At 64.7% G+C, this 15,798-nt stretch carries 15 protein-coding genes and 3 pseudogenes; 14 read left to right on the top strand and 4 right to left on the bottom strand.

The genetic code is table 11. The features are described 5' to 3' along the window. Positions 1 to 59 precede the first annotated feature (59 nt). The 5 genes and pseudogenes from gluQRS (at position 60) to egtD (ending at position 4,094) form a co-directional block, all read left to right on the top strand. Positions 60 to 930 (top strand): annotated as a pseudogene (gene gluQRS / locus NW75_RS16245) (tRNA glutamyl-Q(34) synthetase GluQRS). 9 nt (positions 931 to 939) lie between these two features. Next, positions 940 to 1,182, top strand: a complete 243-nt coding sequence (locus tag NW75_RS16250) for a twin transmembrane helix small protein (RefSeq protein WP_033966191.1) — start codon at positions 940 to 942, stop codon at positions 1,180 to 1,182. Positions 1,183 to 1,220: 38 nt separating this feature from the next. Beyond that, entirely contained in the window at positions 1,221 to 1,820 is a 600-nt protein-coding gene (locus NW75_RS16255; protein ID WP_033966192.1) for a cob(I)yrinic acid a,c-diamide adenosyltransferase, read from the top strand. Between the two features lie 35 nt (positions 1,821 to 1,855). Continuing rightward, positions 1,856 to 3,115, top strand: coding sequence for an ergothioneine biosynthesis protein EgtB (gene egtB / locus NW75_RS16260; protein WP_052192462.1), 1,260 nt, complete (start codon positions 1,856 to 1,858; stop codon positions 3,113 to 3,115). Position 3,116: 1 nt separating this feature from the next. Beyond that, complete coding sequence (gene egtD / locus NW75_RS16265; RefSeq protein ID WP_033966193.1) at positions 3,117 to 4,094, top strand: L-histidine N(alpha)-methyltransferase; 978 nt, start codon at positions 3,117 to 3,119, stop codon at positions 4,092 to 4,094. 20 nt (positions 4,095 to 4,114) lie between these two features. Here egtD and NW75_RS16270 read toward each other — a convergent pair whose 3' ends face one another. Then, entirely contained in the window at positions 4,115 to 4,777 is a 663-nt protein-coding gene (locus tag NW75_RS16270) for a hypothetical protein (RefSeq protein WP_126846690.1), read from the bottom strand. Between the two features lie 168 nt (positions 4,778 to 4,945). Here NW75_RS16270 and NW75_RS16275 point away from each other — a divergent pair, with 168 nt between their 5' ends. Beyond that, positions 4,946 to 5,815 (top strand): 3-hydroxyacyl-CoA dehydrogenase NAD-binding domain-containing protein, encoded by an 870-nt coding sequence (locus tag NW75_RS16275; protein WP_033966195.1) that lies wholly within the window; start codon positions 4,946 to 4,948, stop codon positions 5,813 to 5,815. Positions 5,816 to 5,821: 6 nt separating this feature from the next. On the opposite strand, the gene NW75_RS16280 is transcribed toward NW75_RS16275, so the two are convergent. Beyond that, positions 5,822 to 6,451, bottom strand: coding sequence for a flavin reductase family protein (locus NW75_RS16280; RefSeq protein WP_033966196.1), 630 nt, complete (start codon positions 6,449 to 6,451; stop codon positions 5,822 to 5,824). A gap of 292 nt (positions 6,452 to 6,743) precedes the next feature. Here NW75_RS16280 and NW75_RS16285 point away from each other — a divergent pair, with 292 nt between their 5' ends. The 8 genes and pseudogenes from NW75_RS16285 (at position 6,744) to NW75_RS16315 (ending at position 14,005) form a co-directional block, all read left to right on the top strand. After that, positions 6,744 to 7,301 carry a cytochrome b/b6 domain-containing protein gene (locus tag NW75_RS16285; RefSeq protein WP_443024489.1) on the top strand — a complete coding sequence of 186 codons (558 nt, stop codon included), beginning with the start codon at positions 6,744 to 6,746 and terminating at the stop codon, positions 7,299 to 7,301. After that, positions 7,298 to 8,059 carry a molybdopterin-dependent oxidoreductase gene (locus NW75_RS16290; RefSeq protein WP_033966197.1) on the top strand — a complete coding sequence of 254 codons (762 nt, stop codon included), beginning with the start codon at positions 7,298 to 7,300 and terminating at the stop codon, positions 8,057 to 8,059. Before NW75_RS16285 ends, NW75_RS16290 begins: the two co-directional genes overlap by 4 nt. A gap of 18 nt (positions 8,060 to 8,077) precedes the next feature. Further along, the gene (locus NW75_RS16295) at positions 8,078 to 9,304 is read left to right on the top strand and encodes an SAM-dependent methyltransferase (protein ID WP_033966198.1); all 1,227 of its coding nucleotides are present in this window, start codon (positions 8,078 to 8,080) and stop codon (positions 9,302 to 9,304) included. A 60-nt stretch (positions 9,305 to 9,364) separates the two neighbouring features. After that, positions 9,365 to 10,582, top strand: a complete 1,218-nt coding sequence (locus NW75_RS16300; RefSeq protein WP_033966199.1) for an argininosuccinate synthase — start codon at positions 9,365 to 9,367, stop codon at positions 10,580 to 10,582. A gap of 46 nt (positions 10,583 to 10,628) precedes the next feature. Continuing rightward, positions 10,629 to 11,138: a hypothetical protein gene (locus NW75_RS16305; protein WP_033966200.1), complete on the top strand. Its 510-nt coding sequence runs from the start codon at positions 10,629 to 10,631 to the stop codon at positions 11,136 to 11,138. Further along, on the top strand, positions 11,090 to 12,181 hold the full coding sequence (locus NW75_RS24585) for a hypothetical protein (protein WP_156143054.1): 1,092 nt from the start codon (positions 11,090 to 11,092) through the stop codon (positions 12,179 to 12,181). The genes NW75_RS16305 and NW75_RS24585 overlap by 49 nt, the downstream gene beginning before the upstream one ends. A 20-nt stretch (positions 12,182 to 12,201) precedes the next feature. After that, positions 12,202 to 12,378: a hypothetical protein gene (locus NW75_RS24590; protein ID WP_156143055.1), complete on the top strand. Its 177-nt coding sequence runs from the start codon at positions 12,202 to 12,204 to the stop codon at positions 12,376 to 12,378. A gap of 9 nt (positions 12,379 to 12,387) precedes the next feature. Next, a pseudogene (locus tag NW75_RS16315) lies at positions 12,388 to 14,005 on the top strand (hypothetical protein). Here NW75_RS16315 and NW75_RS16320 read toward each other — a convergent pair. Together NW75_RS16320 and NW75_RS25325 are read right to left on the bottom strand one after the other, a co-directional pair. Beyond that, complete coding sequence (locus NW75_RS16320; protein ID WP_033966202.1) at positions 14,002 to 15,135, bottom strand: GNAT family N-acetyltransferase; 1,134 nt, start codon at positions 15,133 to 15,135, stop codon at positions 14,002 to 14,004. The pseudogene NW75_RS16315 and the gene NW75_RS16320 sit on opposite strands and share 4 nt — an antisense overlap. 9 nt (positions 15,136 to 15,144) lie before the next feature. Then, positions 15,145 to 15,798: pseudogene (locus NW75_RS25325) on the bottom strand (glycosyltransferase); the annotation flags it as partial.

Consider the following 15,798-nt stretch of genomic DNA (forward strand, 5'->3'; position numbering starts at 1 on the left):
CACCCTGTCGTTAACGATTTCAGCACAGCGCGCGACTCGTGGTCAAGAGCGGTGTTGGGGTGATCGTGCGCGACGTCGTTACGCGCTTTGCGCCGAGTCCGACAGGGCGGCTGCATCTGGGGCACGCCTATTCGGCGGTGCTGGCGTACGATCTGGCGCGCGCGGGCGGCGGGCGCTTCCTCCTGCGGATCGAGGATATCGATGGCACGCGCAGCCGCGCCGATCATGTCGCTGCGATCCTGGCCGACCTTCAGTGGCTGGGGCTGGATTGGGACGGGGCGGTGCTGTTCCAGTCGACGCGCGGCGATGCCTATGCCGCGGCGCTGGCGCGCTTGCGGGACATGGGGCTGCTCTATCCCTGTTTCTGCACGCGCGCCGAAATCGCCGCGAGCCAGTCGGCCCCGCATGGTCCCGAAGCGGTCTATCCGGGAACGTGCCGGGGGTTGAGCGCGGCGGAACGCGCGACGCGGATCTCAGGCGGGGTGCCGCATGCCTGGCGGCTGGATATGCGCGCGCGGTGGCGCTGGCGGCAGGCGAGTGCCTGTGGTGGCGCGATGCGGATGCCGGGCGAGTGCGCGCCGATCCGCTGGCGCAAGGTGATGTCGTGCTGGCGCGCAAGGATGCGCTGGCCAGCTATCATCTCGCGGTGACGGTCGACGATGCGGCGCAAGGCGTAACCCATGTCATGCGCGGGGCCGATCTGTTCGCGGCGACGACGTGCATCGGTTGCTACAGGCGCTGCTGGGGCTGCCGACGCCACTCTATCACCATCATGCGCTGCTGGTCGGCCCCGACGGGCAGCGGCTGGCCAAGCGCAACGACGCGCCGACGCTCGAAAGCGTGCGGTTGCGCGGCGAAGATGGGCGGGCGCTGGCGGCGCGGTTGCGGGCCGGGGGAGCGGGCATTGGCATTGCCGGGCAAAGCGCCTAGGTTAGGGGCATGAGCACTTTCCTGACAATCCTGCTGGTCGCCGCGATGATCGCGGTGGTCGTCGTGCTGGTTCGCGGACTGGTCATTTTCCTGCTCGGCGCGAGCCAGGATTTGCGCGACGGGGCGAACCCGGGCGAGGCGCGGATCGCATCGTCGGTGCGGTCCAACCAGATGATGCAATATCGCGTGATGTTGCAGGCGGTCGCGATTTTCCTGGTTGTGTTGTTGATGTGGCTCGCGGGCAAGGGCTGAGCTTCGCTTTGGGCGCAGCCCGGCGGTTGGGATAAAATATGGTCAAGCTCAACCGCATCTACACGCGTACCGGCGATGACGGCACGACCGGGTTGGTCGACGGATCGCGCATTGCCAAGGACGCCGCGCGGCTGGCGGCGATGGGCGATGTCGACGAAGCCAATAGCGCGATTGGCGCGGCGATCGCCGCGCTGGCGCAAGAGGGGTTGCCCGCCGCCGAATTGTCGGCATGGCTCGAGCGTATCCAGAACGATTTGTTCGATCTTGGTGCCGATCTCGCGACACCGAAAGCCGAGAGCGACGGCGACGACTTCGCACCGTCTGAAAGGACGCTGCGGGTGGTGACGGCGCAAGTCGAACGGCTTGAGGCGGAGATCGACCGGATGAACGCTGGTCTGGCACCCTTGACCAGTTTCATCCTGCCGGGCGGAACAGCCGGGGCAGCGGCACTCCACATCGCCCGCGCGACGGTGCGTCGCGCCGAGCGTACTGCGGTCGCGGCGACGCGGACGGAGGCTTTCAATCCGCTCGCGCTCGCCTATCTCAACCGTCTGTCGGATTATCTGTTCGTCGCCGCGCGCATAGTGAACCAAATGGCGGGTGGCGACGTTTTGTGGCGACCGGGAGCGACGCGCTAGCACGGCTGGCGTTTCTGAGGGAAGGGGACATGACGATGCAAAGGCGACCAGTCCCCAAACGCCCGGCAAGCCCGCTGGTGGAGCGTTTTCGAGCCGTCCGCGCGCTGTCGGTCGCGTTGGTCGCACCGCTGTCGGATGCCGACGCCACCGTGCAGTCGATGGAAGACGCCTCGCCCGCGAAATGGCATCTGGCGCATACGAGCTGGTTTTTCGAAACGTTCGTGTTGCGCGATTTCGTCGGTGGGTATGCGCTTTATGACGCGCGCTTTCCGTTCCTGTTCAACAGCTATTACGAGGCCGAGGGCAAGCGCCACGCGCGCGCGCGGCGCGGCATGGTGACGCGGCCATCGCTTGAGGAGATCCTGGCCTATCGCGCGCATGTCGATGCGGCGCTGGCAGCGGCGCTGCCCGATCTTCCCAAGGCGGCACAAGACCTGGTGGCACTGGGCTGCCAGCATGAACAGCAGCACCAGGAATTGCTCGTCACCGATATTGTCCATCTGATGGCGCAGAACCCGGTCGAACCCGCCATATGGGCACCCCCACGCAAGGTGCCTGTGGCGATGCCGGGGCCGGTCGGCTGGATCGAGGGCGCACGCGGGATTGTCGAAATCGGGTACGACGGCGAAGGGTTCGCCTTCGATGCCGAGGGGCCGCGCCATGCGGTGTTGCTCGGCGCTCATGCGCTGGCCGATCGCACCGTCACCAATGGCGAATGGGCCGCGTTCGTCGCCGATGGCGGCTATGCCGAACCGCGCCATTGGCTGTCCGATGGCTGGGCATGGGTGCAGCGCGAACGCATTGCCGCGCCGCTCTATTGGGAGCGGGCCGATGGCGGCTGGACGCGCTTCGGGCTTGACGGGCGACGTGCGATCGATCCCGCCGCTCCGGTAACGCATGTCAGCTTCTACGAAGCCGACGCTTATGCCAGCTGGGCGGGCGCGCGCTTGCCGACCGAGGCCGAATGGGAAGCCGCGGCTGCGTCGCATGATCCCGCGGGTGGCAACCAGATGGACATGGCCGGCCCGGTCGAGCCGCGCCCGGCGACGGGTGGGCCTGCTTTCTTCGGGGATGTGTGGGAATGGACCGGCAGCGCGTTCCGGCCCTATCCCGGCTTTCGCGCGGTCGAAGGCGCGGTTGGCGAATATAACGGCAAGTTCATGAGCGGGCAGTGTGTGCTGCGCGGGGGATCGTGCGCGACACCGCGCGGCCATATGCGGGCAAGCTACCGCAATTTCTTTTATCCGCACCAGCGCTGGCAATTCACCGGCGTTCGGCTGGCGAAGGATCTTTGAGATGTTGAAGCCCGAAATCGAGGATGGCCAGGTCACGCTCGCCGATCCGGCGTTTCGCCACGACGTGCTGCGCGGCTTTGCCAGCCGCCCGCGCGCGATTCCGGCGCGCTGGTTCTATGACCGGCGCGGATCGGAATTGTTCGAAGCGATCACCGATCTGCCCGAATATTATCCGACGCGCACCGAAACCGCGATTCTGCGGGCCTGCTGCGCCGAGGTTGCGCGGATCGCGGGCGCTGGGCGCGCTGTCGTCGAGTTCGGATCGGGTTCCTCGACCAAAACGCCGATCCTGCTGCGTGCGGTCGAGCCGTCCGCTTATGTGCCGATCGATATTTCAGGCGATTTCCTGCGCGAATCCTCGGCCGGGCTCGCCTCCGCCTTTCCCGGCTTGCCGGTGTTGCCGGTGGAAGCCGACTTCCTCCATCCGATCGCGCTGCCCGCACAAGTTACGGAGACGCCCAAGCTCGGCTTCTTCCCGGGCTCCACCATCGGCAACATGATCCCGCATTCCAGTGTCGATTTGCTGCGCGCGATGAAGGCGTCGCTGGGCGAGGGCGCGATGCTGGTGATCGGGATGGACCGGATCAAGGATGCGGCCGTGCTGGAGGCGGCCTATGACGATGCGCAGGGCGTGACGGCGGCGTTCAACCTCAATTTGCTCGAACGCATCAACCGCGAACTGGATGGGACGATCCCGCTCGACGCTTTTCGCCACCGCGCGATCTGGAACGACGATCGCGCGCGGATCGAGATGCATCTGGAAGCGATCCGCGACGTCGCCTTCACGATCGAGCGGCGTCCGTTCGACATGGCGGCGGGCGAGACGATCCACACCGAGAACAGCCACAAATACGGCCCGCGCGATGCCCGCATCCTGCTGCGGGCGGGCGGATGGACGCCGGTTGCGGAGTGGACCGATCCGGACGGGCTGTTCGCGGTGATCCTGGCGGAGGCGCAGCCCGCGCGGCACGCACCGTGATAGTGGCAGGCACCAAACCTCTAGTTCTTGCGGGTAAGATCTGACGAGTCGACGCGGAACAATTCGGGTGTCTGGTCAACTTCAGGGGGCTTGTGTGCTACCCGAACCGGAATGGCCTCCTCGGTGAAGCCAATGATCGTACGATCCGTGTCGAGCAATGCGTCGCTGCCGCTGGTCAGCATTCCGCCCAGAGGTCCGGCCACTGCGACTGCGGTGCTCATCCTCTTCAAGTTGGTCGCACCATTTTGTTCGAGATGCCCCGAGATAGCGTAGCTGTGTCCGTTCAGGTCGAGAGAAACCATATCTAGCTTGATGAGCCCAGCCTTGCCGAACATGCCTTTGCCGCTGACAGCGGTGACACGGGCAAAGGCCGGTGTTCCGCGTGGTATAGCAACTGCTCCGTCGAGATTGACGTCGTAGGAGATTTTTAGCGTCACTTTCTGACCGACTGCCAAGGTGGAAGAGTTTAACGAAGTCGTTGTTTGAAGCAGCAACTCCGTCTTGGCCGGCAAAATGGCGTCGATAAATTGCTCGACGGGAAGTGGCTTGTTTTCCGGAGCAACGGGCGTGGCTGGTACCCCAATATTTACCTGTGCTGCGCAGGGAGCCGCAAAAGACACGATGTCTATGGAACATGCCGCAATCAAAATTCGGTAACAGTTAAACCTTGTTCGTGATTTCATGTTCTGCCCCCGCGCCGTCAATCCCCAGCTTAATTACTTTGCCCCAAGGCAACAAGGTCCAGAAGCCGTGGCGGGGGTGTTGGGGGATGCATCACGAGAATGTTTGTGCGTCGGAGGATGACAAATCAAAAAGGGGGATGCAAGGAGCAGAGAGGATTGGAGAGCGGCATGCAGACGGTAGGCGTAATCGGCGCGGGCCAGATGGGCGCGGGCATCGCGCAGGTTTCGGCGCAAGCGGGGTTTCATGTGCTGCTCAGCGACGTGTCGCTGGAACGCGCTGCAGCGGGCAAAGCGGGCATCGCCAAGGCGCTCGACCGGCTGGTGACCAAGGAAAAGATCACGCCGCAAGCCCGCGATGCAGCCCTCGCGCTGATCGAACCGGTGGCGAGCGTCGCCGAGATGGGCCCGGCCTTCCTCGTCATCGAAGCGGCGACCGAGCGCGAGGAAATCAAGCGCGCGATCTTCGCGGAGGTCGGCAAGGTGCTGTCCGACACCGCGATCCTCGCGTCCAACACTTCCTCGATCCCGATCACGCGGCTGGCGCAGGCCGCCCCCGATGCGGGCCGTTTCGTCGGCGTGCATTTCTTCAACCCCGTGCCGGTGATGGGCTTGATCGAGCTGATCCGCGGCCTCGCCACCTCGGACGCGACGGTGCAGGCGGTCGAGGCGTTTGGGCAGAAGCTCGGCAAGGCGATCGTCCACGCCAATGATGCGCCGGGCTTCATCGTAAACCGCATCCTAATGCCGATGCTCAACGAAGCCTGCTTCGCGCTGGGCGAGGGCGTGGCGACGATCCGCGACATCGATCTGGCGTGCCAGCTCGGGCTCAACCACCCGATGGGGCCGCTGACGCTTGCCGACTTTATCGGGCTCGACACGTGCCTGGAAATCACCCGCGTGCTGTTCGAAGGGACGGGCGACCCTAAATTCCGCCCGGCCCCGCTGCTGGTGAAATATGTCGAGGCGGGCTGGTTCGGCCGCAAGACCAAGCGCGGCTTTTACGATTATACCGGCGCGGAGCCGGTGCCGACACGGTAAGGGCGGCTAGTCCGGCCGCCGCATCGCGAAGCGCGCGGCCTCGCCTATCTCGAAATAGTCGGCTGCCCCGCCTCCCCGCAGGATCGGGTGCGCGGCGGCGGTGCGATAGGCACCGTCCGCGATCAGATGCGGCGCGATGTGGATGCCGACGACCTCGCCCAGCACCAGCCAGGTGTCGAGGGTCGTGCCATCTGCCGATGCCAGCCGCAGCGTCTGGGTATGACGGCATTCGAACGCGGCGGGGCTTGCCGCGACCCGTGGCGGCGCGACGATGCGGGAGGGTGCGATCGCCAGACCGGCGAGGTCGAATTCATCTATATCCGCCGCGACCGTCGCCGCGCTCGCATTCATCGCCTCTGCAAGATCGCGCGTGGCGAGGTTCCATACGAACTCGCCCGTGGCGGTGACGTTGGCGACGCTGTCCTTCCAGCCGGTGGAGGTGAAGCCGATGATGGGCGGGCGGTAATTGTACAGGCTGAAGAAGCTATATGGTGCCAGGTTGCGCACGCCCTCGGCGCTGAGCGTGCTGATCCAGCCGATCGGCCGGGGTGCCACGATCGCGTTCAGGGGATCGTGGGCCAGGCCGGGGACGGTCCTGTGGCCGTTGCGTGGTTCGTAGAAATGGTGCTCTGTCATCTTGAAGCAGGCCTTCCGTTCGAAATTCGAATATCGTGCGCGACCGATTTGGCGTAGCTGTAACCACGCCGCCCCTTGGCTCGAATAGGGTTCTGTATGACCGACACAAGCCCGCCGACCTCCGATAGTCCTCCGGCAGCCGCCACGGTGCTGTATCGCCACCGGCTGGTGACGCGCTGTGGCATTGGCTCAACGTGGTGACGATCTTCATCATGATCGGCAGCGGGCTGACGATCCTCAACGCGCATCCGCATCTTTACTGGGGGCAATATGGCGCGAATCCGGATCATGCGTGGTTCAACCCGCCCCATGCGCCATCGTTTCTCACGATCCGGCCGGGTACAATCTGGCAATCGCGCGGCGCTGGCATTTGCTGTTCGCGTTGGTGCTGGCGTTCGGTTTGCTGGCGTTCATGGTATCGAGCCTGGTCAACCGGCATTTTCAGAAGGACTTGCGGATTCGGCTGAAAGAGCTCGCTCCGGCGCATTTATGGTTCGATCTGAAGGAACATCTCGCCTTCCGTTTCCACGATCCCAAAAATCCCGGCGCATTCAATATTTTCCAGAAGCTGTCTTATGTGTTGGTGATTTTCGGCCTGATCCCGATGATGATCCTGTCGGGGCTGGTATTGTCGCCGACCATGGTCGCGGCGTGGCCGTGGATGCTGGATGTGCTCGGCGGCCGGGCTTCGGCGCGTTCGGTGCATTTCATCGCGGCGAGCGGACTGGTTTTGTTTATCATTGTCCATCTGGTGCTGGTGATCCTCGCCGGGGCGTGGCCCGAGGTGAAATCGATGGTGACGGGCTGGTGGACGATTCCCGCCGACCAAGATGCGGAGGAAGCGGCATGAGCGCGATCATCACGCGGCGCGCGCTGCTCACCACCGGAGCCTTGGGCGCGGGTGCGCTGCTCAGCGGGTGCGACCAGGTCGCGAACACGCCGTCGCTTCGCAAGATCCTGTTCTCCGGCGAAAAGATGAATTACGGCCTCGCGCGCGCGCTGACCGATCGCAACAGCCTGGCGAAAGAATATCGGCCCGACCAGATGTCGCCAATCTTCCGTGTCAACGGCACCAACAACCCCAATACCGACAGATATAACGCGATGGTCGCGGAGAATTTCGCGCATTGGCGGCTGGAAGTCGGCGGGCTTGTCAACCGCCCGCTTTCCATTTCGCACCAGGCGTTGATGGCGATGCCGGCGCGCACGCAGATCACGCGGCACGATTGTGTCGAGGGATGGAGCGCGATCGGCAAATGGCACGGGCCGATGCTGGGCACGATCCTGAATGCGGCGGATATTCGCAGGGCCGCACGCTATGTCGTGTTTACCTGCGCCGATCTCTATTCGGGCCAAGCCTATTACGAATCGCTCGACCTGATCGACGCTTTCCATCCCCAGACGATTCTGGCGTGGGCGATGAACGACCGGATGCTGAGCGTGGCGCACGGTGCGCCGATCCGGCTGCGGGTTGAACGGCAGCTTGGATATAAGCACGCCAAATATGTGATGCGGATCGACGCGGTCGCCTCGCTCGCCGGGATCGGGCTCGGAAAAGGCGGATATTGGGAAGATCGTGTCGATTACGATTGGTATGCAGGCATTTAACGCGTTAGTGGCCTGTGCATGGCACTGATTGATTTGTTTCTCGCCAAGCGCGTTCAGCGCGGCACGCTCACCGTCCACCACGCCGACGGCAAGACCTTGAACTTCGGGACGCCCGAACCCGGTTTCCCCGACGTGGCGATCCGCTTCACCGATGCCGGGGCTGCCGCTGCGATCGTGCGCGATCCGGGGCTTGGTGCGGGCGAGGCGTATATGAACGGGCGACTGGTGGTCGAGCAGGGCGATGTGCGCGATCTCGTCCGGCTGCTGACGATGAACGATCCGTGGGAGGCCGGACAGAACGGACTTGCCCCTTCGCCGATGCGCCGTGCGATCCAGGCCGTGACGCATCGCATCGGTCGAATCAACATGGCGCGCCGGTCCAAGCGCAACGTTGCGCACCATTATGATCTGTCGGGCCGCCTGTACGATCTCTTCCTCGACGCCGACCGCCAATATAGCTGCGCCTATTTCACCGACCCGTCCAACAGCCTGGAGCAGGCGCAGGACGACAAGAAGGCGCATATCGCCGCCAAGCTGGCGCTGAAGCCCGGCATGACCGTGCTCGACATCGGCTGCGGCTGGGGCGGGATGGCGCTGTACCTGCACCAGATGACCGGTGCCCGGGTGCTGGGGGTGACGCTGTCCGAAGAGCAGTTGAAAGTCGCGCGGGAGCGCGCGGCGGCCGCAGGCGTGTCGGACATGGTCACGTTCGAACTGATCGATTATCGCCATGTGCAGGGCAAATTCGACCGGATCGTGTCGGTCGGCATGTTCGAACATGTCGGCCCCGCACATTACAAGACCTTCTTCCGCCAGTGTCGCGACTTGCTGACCGAGGACGGCGTGATGCTGCTCCACACGATCGGGCGCGCGGGTGGCCCGGGCGTGACCGACAAATGGACGACGCAGTACATTTTCCCCGGCGGCTACAACCCCGCCCTGTCGGAGATCGTTTCCGCCAATGAAAGCCTGCGCTTCATGGTCACCGATGTCGAGGTGCTCCGGCTGCATTATGCCTATACGCTCGATGATTGGTACGATCGTACGGTTGCGGCGCGCGCGCAGATCGTGGCGCTCTATGACGAGCGCTTTTTCCGCATGTGGCAATTCTACCTCGCCGGCGCAGGGGCTGCGTTTCACTTTGGCGGGCTGGTCAATTACCAGGTGCAGTTCGCCAAGAATCGCCACGTCTTGCCGATCACGCGTGATTATATGATCGAGGGCGAGCGGCGTTTGCGGCGGTAACCCGGTTGCACGGCCGCGCCGCCTCGCATAGGGGGCACGCGACTACGAAGGATCCTGCCCGTGACCGATAAGATCAACCGCGTCGTCCTCGCCTATTCGGGCGGCCTCGACACCAGCGTCATCCTCAAATGGCTGCAGCAGACCTACCAATGCGAGGTCGTCACCTTCACCGCCGATCTCGGCCAGGGCGAGGAGCTGGAGCCCGCGCGCAAGAAGGCCGAGCTGGCCGGGGTCAAGCCCGAGCATATCTTCATCGACGATCTGCGCGAAGAGTTCGTCAAGGATTACGTCTTCCCGATGATGCGCGCCAATGCGCTGTATGAGGGGCTATACCTGCTCGGCACCTCGATCGCGCGGCCGCTGATCGCCAAGCGCCAGATCGAGATCGCGCGGATGGTGAATGCCGATGCGGTCAGCCACGGCGCGACCGGCAAGGGCAATGACCAGGTCCGCTTCGAGCTTGGTTATTATGCGCTGGCACCGGACATCAAGGTGATCGCGCCGTGGCGCGAATGGGATCTGACCAGCCGCACCAAGCTGATCGAGTTCGCCGAGCAGCATCAGATTGCGGTAAGCAAGGACAAGCGCGGCGAGGCCCCGTTCTCGACCGACGCCAACATGCTGCACACCTCGTCCGAGGGCAAAGTGCTTGAGGATCCGTGGGATGAAGTCCCCGATTACGTCTATTCGCGCACGGTGAACCCCGAGGACGCGCCCGACGCGCCCGAGACGATCACGATCGATTTCGAGCGTGGCGATGGCGTCGCGGTCAATGGCGTGGGCATGTCGCCGGCGACCTTGCTCGAAACGCTCAACGAAATGGGCCGTCGCCACGGCATCGGGCGGCTCGATCTGGTCGAGAATCGCTTCGTCGGCATGAAGTCGCGCGGCATGTATGAAACGCCGGGCGGCACGATCTATCATCTGGCGCATCGCGGGATCGAGCAGATCACGCTCGACCGGGGTGCCGCGCATTTGAAGGACGAGCTGATGCCGCGTTATGCGGAACTGCTCTATAATGGATTGTGGTTCAGCCCCGAGCGCGAGATGCTGCAGGCGGCGATCGACCATAGCCAGGAGAAGGTCGCGGGCACCGTGCGGCTGAAACTCTACAAGGGCTCGGTGATCGTGACGGGGCGCAAATCGCCCTTCTCGCTCTATTCCGAGAAGGTCGTCACCTTCGAGGACGATCAGGGCGCGTATGACCAGCGCGATGCGGCGGGCTTCATCAAGCTCAATGCGTTGCGGTTGCGGTTGCTCGGACGGCGCGACCGCTAACACGGGTCTACACGCTGTTTTAACGGCCTGCGTCTAAAGCGCGGGCATGGACTTGGTCGAATTTCGTCGGACGCGGTTGGGCGATGCGCTGTGTGCGTTCGCGCTCGCTACGATGTTGTGCGCGGGCTGGGCGTGGCGCGACTGGGCAGCGCTGTCCGCGCTGCAACTGACCGATACCGACGACATGATGCGCCTCCAGCAGATTCGCGACTGGATTGCGGGTCAGGGCTTTGCCGATCTCGCGCAACACCGTCTGGGTTGGGGGGCGGGGCTGGAAATGCACTGGTCGCGCCTTCCCGACCTCCTCCCCGCGACGTTCATCGTGTCGCTGACCCCGGTCGTCGGGCGCCACTGGGCTGAGCTTGTCGCGGTGATCGCATGGCCGACCTTGCTGTTCGCAGGCGCGCTTTGCCTGACGACGCGGATCGCGCGCGTGCTGGGCGGTCAGGCGATCGCGCGGACTGCGCCGTTGTCGCGGCGGTCGCCTTTCCTGCCACGACGATCTTCGTGCCCGGACGAGTCGACCATCACGGCCTTCAGGTGTTTTTGCTGCTGATCGTCGTGCGCGCGCTGGTCGCGCGTCCGGCGATGGAGCCGGGGCTGGTCGCCGGCCTCGCTGCTGCTGCCAGCGTGGTGATCGGGCTGGAAACCGCGCCGCTGATCGCGGCGGCGGGCGTCGCTATGACCATCGGATGGTTGCGGGCAAGCGCCGGGAGCGACGACCGGATGATGGGCTTCGGGATCGGCCTTGGTGCCGGGTTGCTGGCGGCGTCGATCGTTTTCCGGACCTCCTCCTGGGGCTATCCCGGGTGCGATGGCTTCACGATGGTCACTTGGCGCGCCGCCGTGATCGCGGCCTTTGCGCCGATGGGCATGGCACTGGCGGCCCGCGACATCGCGCGCCCCGCGACCCGAGCCATATTGGGGTCGATCATCGTCATCGTTGTCGGCGTCGGCATGGTGCTGGTCGCGCCGCAATGCTTGTCGCCTTATGGCATGGTGGATCCGATGCTGGCTCGCTTGTGGCTGGCCAAGGTGGGCGAGGCACAGCCGCTGTTTGCGACACCGTTGCCGATCGCCATTGGTTATGCCGGGGTGATGGTGGCGGGCGTGGCAGCGAGCGCTTGGCGGGTGTCGGTCACGCGCGATCCGCGCTGGGCCAGTATGCTGTTGGTGCAGGTCGCGGCCTTGCTGGTAACGTGCTTGCAATTGCGCGGGGCCTATGCCGGGGCAATTTTGGCGGCCCCCGCGCTGGCGGCGGTCATTGCGGCGGCGCGCGCGCGCGGTTCGCTGTCCTTGGCGGGGGCCTGGCTTGCCTCGGCCGGGATGCTGTATCCGATGGCCGCGCAAGCCGTGGCCGCACGGGCGAGCACGGCGCAACCCGGCGCACGTGCCGCCGATGCGGCAGCGCCTCCGGCGAAAAGGGGCTTCTCGACCTTGCCGCACTGCCGCCCGGGCGGTTGCTGGCTCCGCTCGATCTCGGGGCCTATGCCATCGGCGCGACGCGATTGCAGGTGGTGGGCGCGCCCTATCATCGGAACAATGTCGGGAATCTGGCGGTCTATCGCTTCTTCCTCGGGCAGCCCGATCAGGGCGTAACCGTCGCGAAAACATGGCAATTGCGCTATGTCGCGCTGCGCGCCGACGATTTCGGCGGGGCAGCGGCGGGAACGCTGGCGGAGGCGCTGAAACGGGGAGCGCCGCCGCCTTGGCTGCGGCGCATCCCCACGCGCGAGCGGGCGCTGTTTCTGTATCGCGTTCAAGGCGGCTTGTTTCCGAAGCAACCTGCGCGGTAAGAGCCGCAAATGCAGGGGGATCTCGAAAAGCTGCACTGGTGGCAGACACGCACGTTCGTCGCGCTGATGGCGCTGGTGGCGATCATCCCGTTATTGCGTCCGGAAATCCCGCCCTTGGTCGATTTGCCGGGACATATGGGCCGCTACCGCGTGCAATTGTCGCGCGATGCGTATCCGTGGCTGTCCGACTGGTATAATTTCAACTGGCAGTTGATCGGCAATCTCGGGATCGACATTCTGATCATCCCGCTGGCCAAGCTGTTCGGGCTGGAACTGGCGGTCAAGCTGATCATCATGACGATCCCGGCGCTGACCGTCACTGGCTTCCTGTGGATCGCGCGGGAAGTGCACGGGCGCATTCCGCCGACCGCGCTGTTCGCGCTGCCGCTTGCTTATAGTTACGCTTTCCAGTTCGGCTTCGTGAACTTTGCGCTGTCGATGGCGCTGGCGCTCAACGCCTTTGCCTTGTGGTTGCGGCTGGCGCGGACCGGGCATTTCCGGTTGCGCGCGGCGATCTTTGTGCCGCTGTCGTGCCTGATCTGGGTGTGCCACACCTTTGGCTGGGGCGTGCTCGGCGTGCTCGCCTGTTCGGCGGAGATGGTCCGCCAGCATGATGCGCGCACCGATCGCGGGCCGATGAGCTGGATCAAGGCGTGGGTTCGCGCCGGGCTCGGCTGCATCCCGCTTGCGTTGCCGATCATCCTGATGGTGGTGTGGCGCAGCGGCGAGCATGTCGGCGGGGAGACGGGCGACTGGTTCAACTGGCGCGCCAAAATCGGCTGGCTGACGATGGCGCTGCGCGATCGCTGGATGGCGTTCGATATCGCGTCGATCGCGGTGCTGTATTTGATTCTGTTCCGCGGCTTTCGCGATCCTAATGTCGAATATTCGCGCAATCTTGGGCTGTCCGCGCTGTTCCTGCTGGTGGTGTTCATCGTGTTGCCGCGCATCGTGTTCGGCTCGGCTTATGCCGACATGCGGCTTGCCCCGTTCATGCTCGGCATTGCGATCATCGCAGTGCGCCCCAAAAAGGGCTTGTCGATTCGCGGCAGTGCGACGCTGGCGGCGGCGGGGCTGGCGTTTTTTCCTGGTGCGGATCGCGGCGGGAACGGTCAGCTTCTGGATATTCGCCGATGATTATGATCGCGAATTGAAGGCGCTCGATCATCTGCCGGTCGGCGCCCGGTTGGTCACCTTCATCGGCACCGAGTGCGGCAGCCCGTGGACGATGACTCGGCTCGAACATCTGTCGGCGATCGCGCTTGAACGGAAGATGGCCTATACCAACGACCAATGGTCGATGGCGGGCGCGCAATTGCTGACGACGCGCTATCTGCCGGCCGGGCGCTTCTCGCACGACCCCTCGCAGATCGTGACCAGCGTGCAATGCCCGCGCGAATGGTGGCGGCCGATCAGCCGTGCGATGGCGCGCTTCCCGCGCAATGCCTTCGACTATGTCTGGCTGATCCGCCCGCCCGCTTATGATCCCAAGTTCAATGCCGGGCTGGTGCCGATCTGGCGCGACGGGACGAGCGTGCTCTACCGCGTCGACCACGGTGCGCCGGGCATCAAGATCAGCGACGAAGCGCTGCGCCCGCGCATCCGCCCGGTGCCGACGCCGTTCTAACCGCGCTTGAACGGCGTCATCGCGCCGAGGAATTCCTGGTCGGATTCGACCGACTCGCGCTCGCGGACCAGAAAATCGGCGATGGCGCGGCGGAAGCCCAAGTCGGGAATATAATGCGCTGACCATGTTGGCACGGGCACATAGCCGCGCGCGAGCTTGTGTTCGCCTTGCGCCCCCGCCTCGACCGTTTTCAGCCCGCGCGCGATGGCGGCGTCGATCGCTTGATAATAGCACAGCTCGAAATGGAGGAAGGGCACTTCCTCGGTACAGCCCCAATAGCGGCCGTACAGCGTGTCGGTGCCGATCAGGTTGAGCGCGCCCGCAATCGGTCGCCCGTCGCGTTCGGCGAAGATCAGCAGGACCTGGTCGGGCATGGCCTCGCCGAGTAGCGAGAAGAATTGGCGCGTCAGATAAGGCTGGCCCCATTTGCGCGCGCCCGTGTCCTGATAGAACACCCAAAAGGCGTCCCAATCGGCTTCGGTGATGTCGCTGCCGGACACGTGGCGGATCGTCAGCCCTTCGATCGCACCGCTGCGTTCCTTGCGGATCGCCTTGCGCTTGCGGCTGGCGAGCTCGCCCAGGAAATCGTCGAAGGCACCGTAGCCCTGATTCTGCCAGTGGAATTGCGTGCCTTCGCGGATCAGCCAGCCTGCCGCCTCAAAGGCGGGGAGTTGATCGGGACAGACGAAGGTCGCATGCGCGGAGGAAAGGCCATGCTGGTCGGTCACCGCCTCGATCGCCGCGATGAGCGCAGGGGCTTGTGCAGGATCGCGCAGCAACAGCCGCGGTCCCGGCGCTGGGGTGAAGGGCACCGCGACCTGCAGCTTGGGGTAATAGCTGCCACCCGCCCGCTCCCATGCGTCGGCCCAGGCATGGTCGAACACATACTCGCCCTGGCTGTGGCTCTTGGCATAAGCTGGCGCGATCGCGGCGGGTTGGCCATCGGCCCCGTCGACGAGGATCGGAATGGGTTGCCAGCCGGTGCGCGCCCGGGCGCTGCCCGAGCGTTCGAGGATCGACAGGAAGGCATGGCTGACAAACGGATTGTCGCGGCCGGCGCAGGCATCCCATGCCTCCGCCGGGATAGCGCAGACGCCATCGGCGATACGGGCGGTGACGGCGTTGCTCACGCGCTTAAGCTAGGGCTTCACGTCCAGCTTCTCAACCGTTCTGGCGGCGAACGAGCAACACAAGGCCAGCAGCAGGAAGGGCGTGGCGAAGTCGCGGTGGCGTTCGCCGAATTCGAACCAAACGCCAAACAGCACGCATTGCAACCCGCACGCCGCGATCAGCAGAACTAGCGTGAAGGGAATGCGCGCCAGCCGAAGCGCGGCGATGGCGAGCATCGCCAGATGCGCTCCCTGCGCCAGCGGCCATAGCGCCGCCGCGAGCACGCGCGGAAAGGGCGGCCCCATTGCGAGGAGGCGATTGATACCAAATTCGGCAATACCGCAGGCCCGCAGCAACTTGGTCACGGTCAGCCGGAGAAAGGCAGCCGGATGCGCTTCGATCCAGCCGAGCGCGATGGCACCGATCCGTTTGCCATAAGCGAGCTCGGGGATGCCTTTGAGAGTGGCGGGCGGGGGCTCCCAATTGCCGGTGGCGTCGGGGTTGTTGCCGATCCACAGGCTGGCACCGCTGGCGGTGGTCAGCGGTACGAAGGCATGGAAGACGATCCAGTTGCGAACCCACCACGGCAGCAGCACCGCCCCGGCAACGAGCGCGCCGCGCAGCCCCGCCGCGAGCATGGGCCACAGCCCGCTCCGGCGCACCAGCACCAAGCCGAACAGCGC

It is taken from the genome of Sphingomonas sp. Ant H11 (genome assembly GCF_000797515.1).
Lineage (GTDB): Bacteria > Pseudomonadota > Alphaproteobacteria > Sphingomonadales > Sphingomonadaceae > Sphingomonas.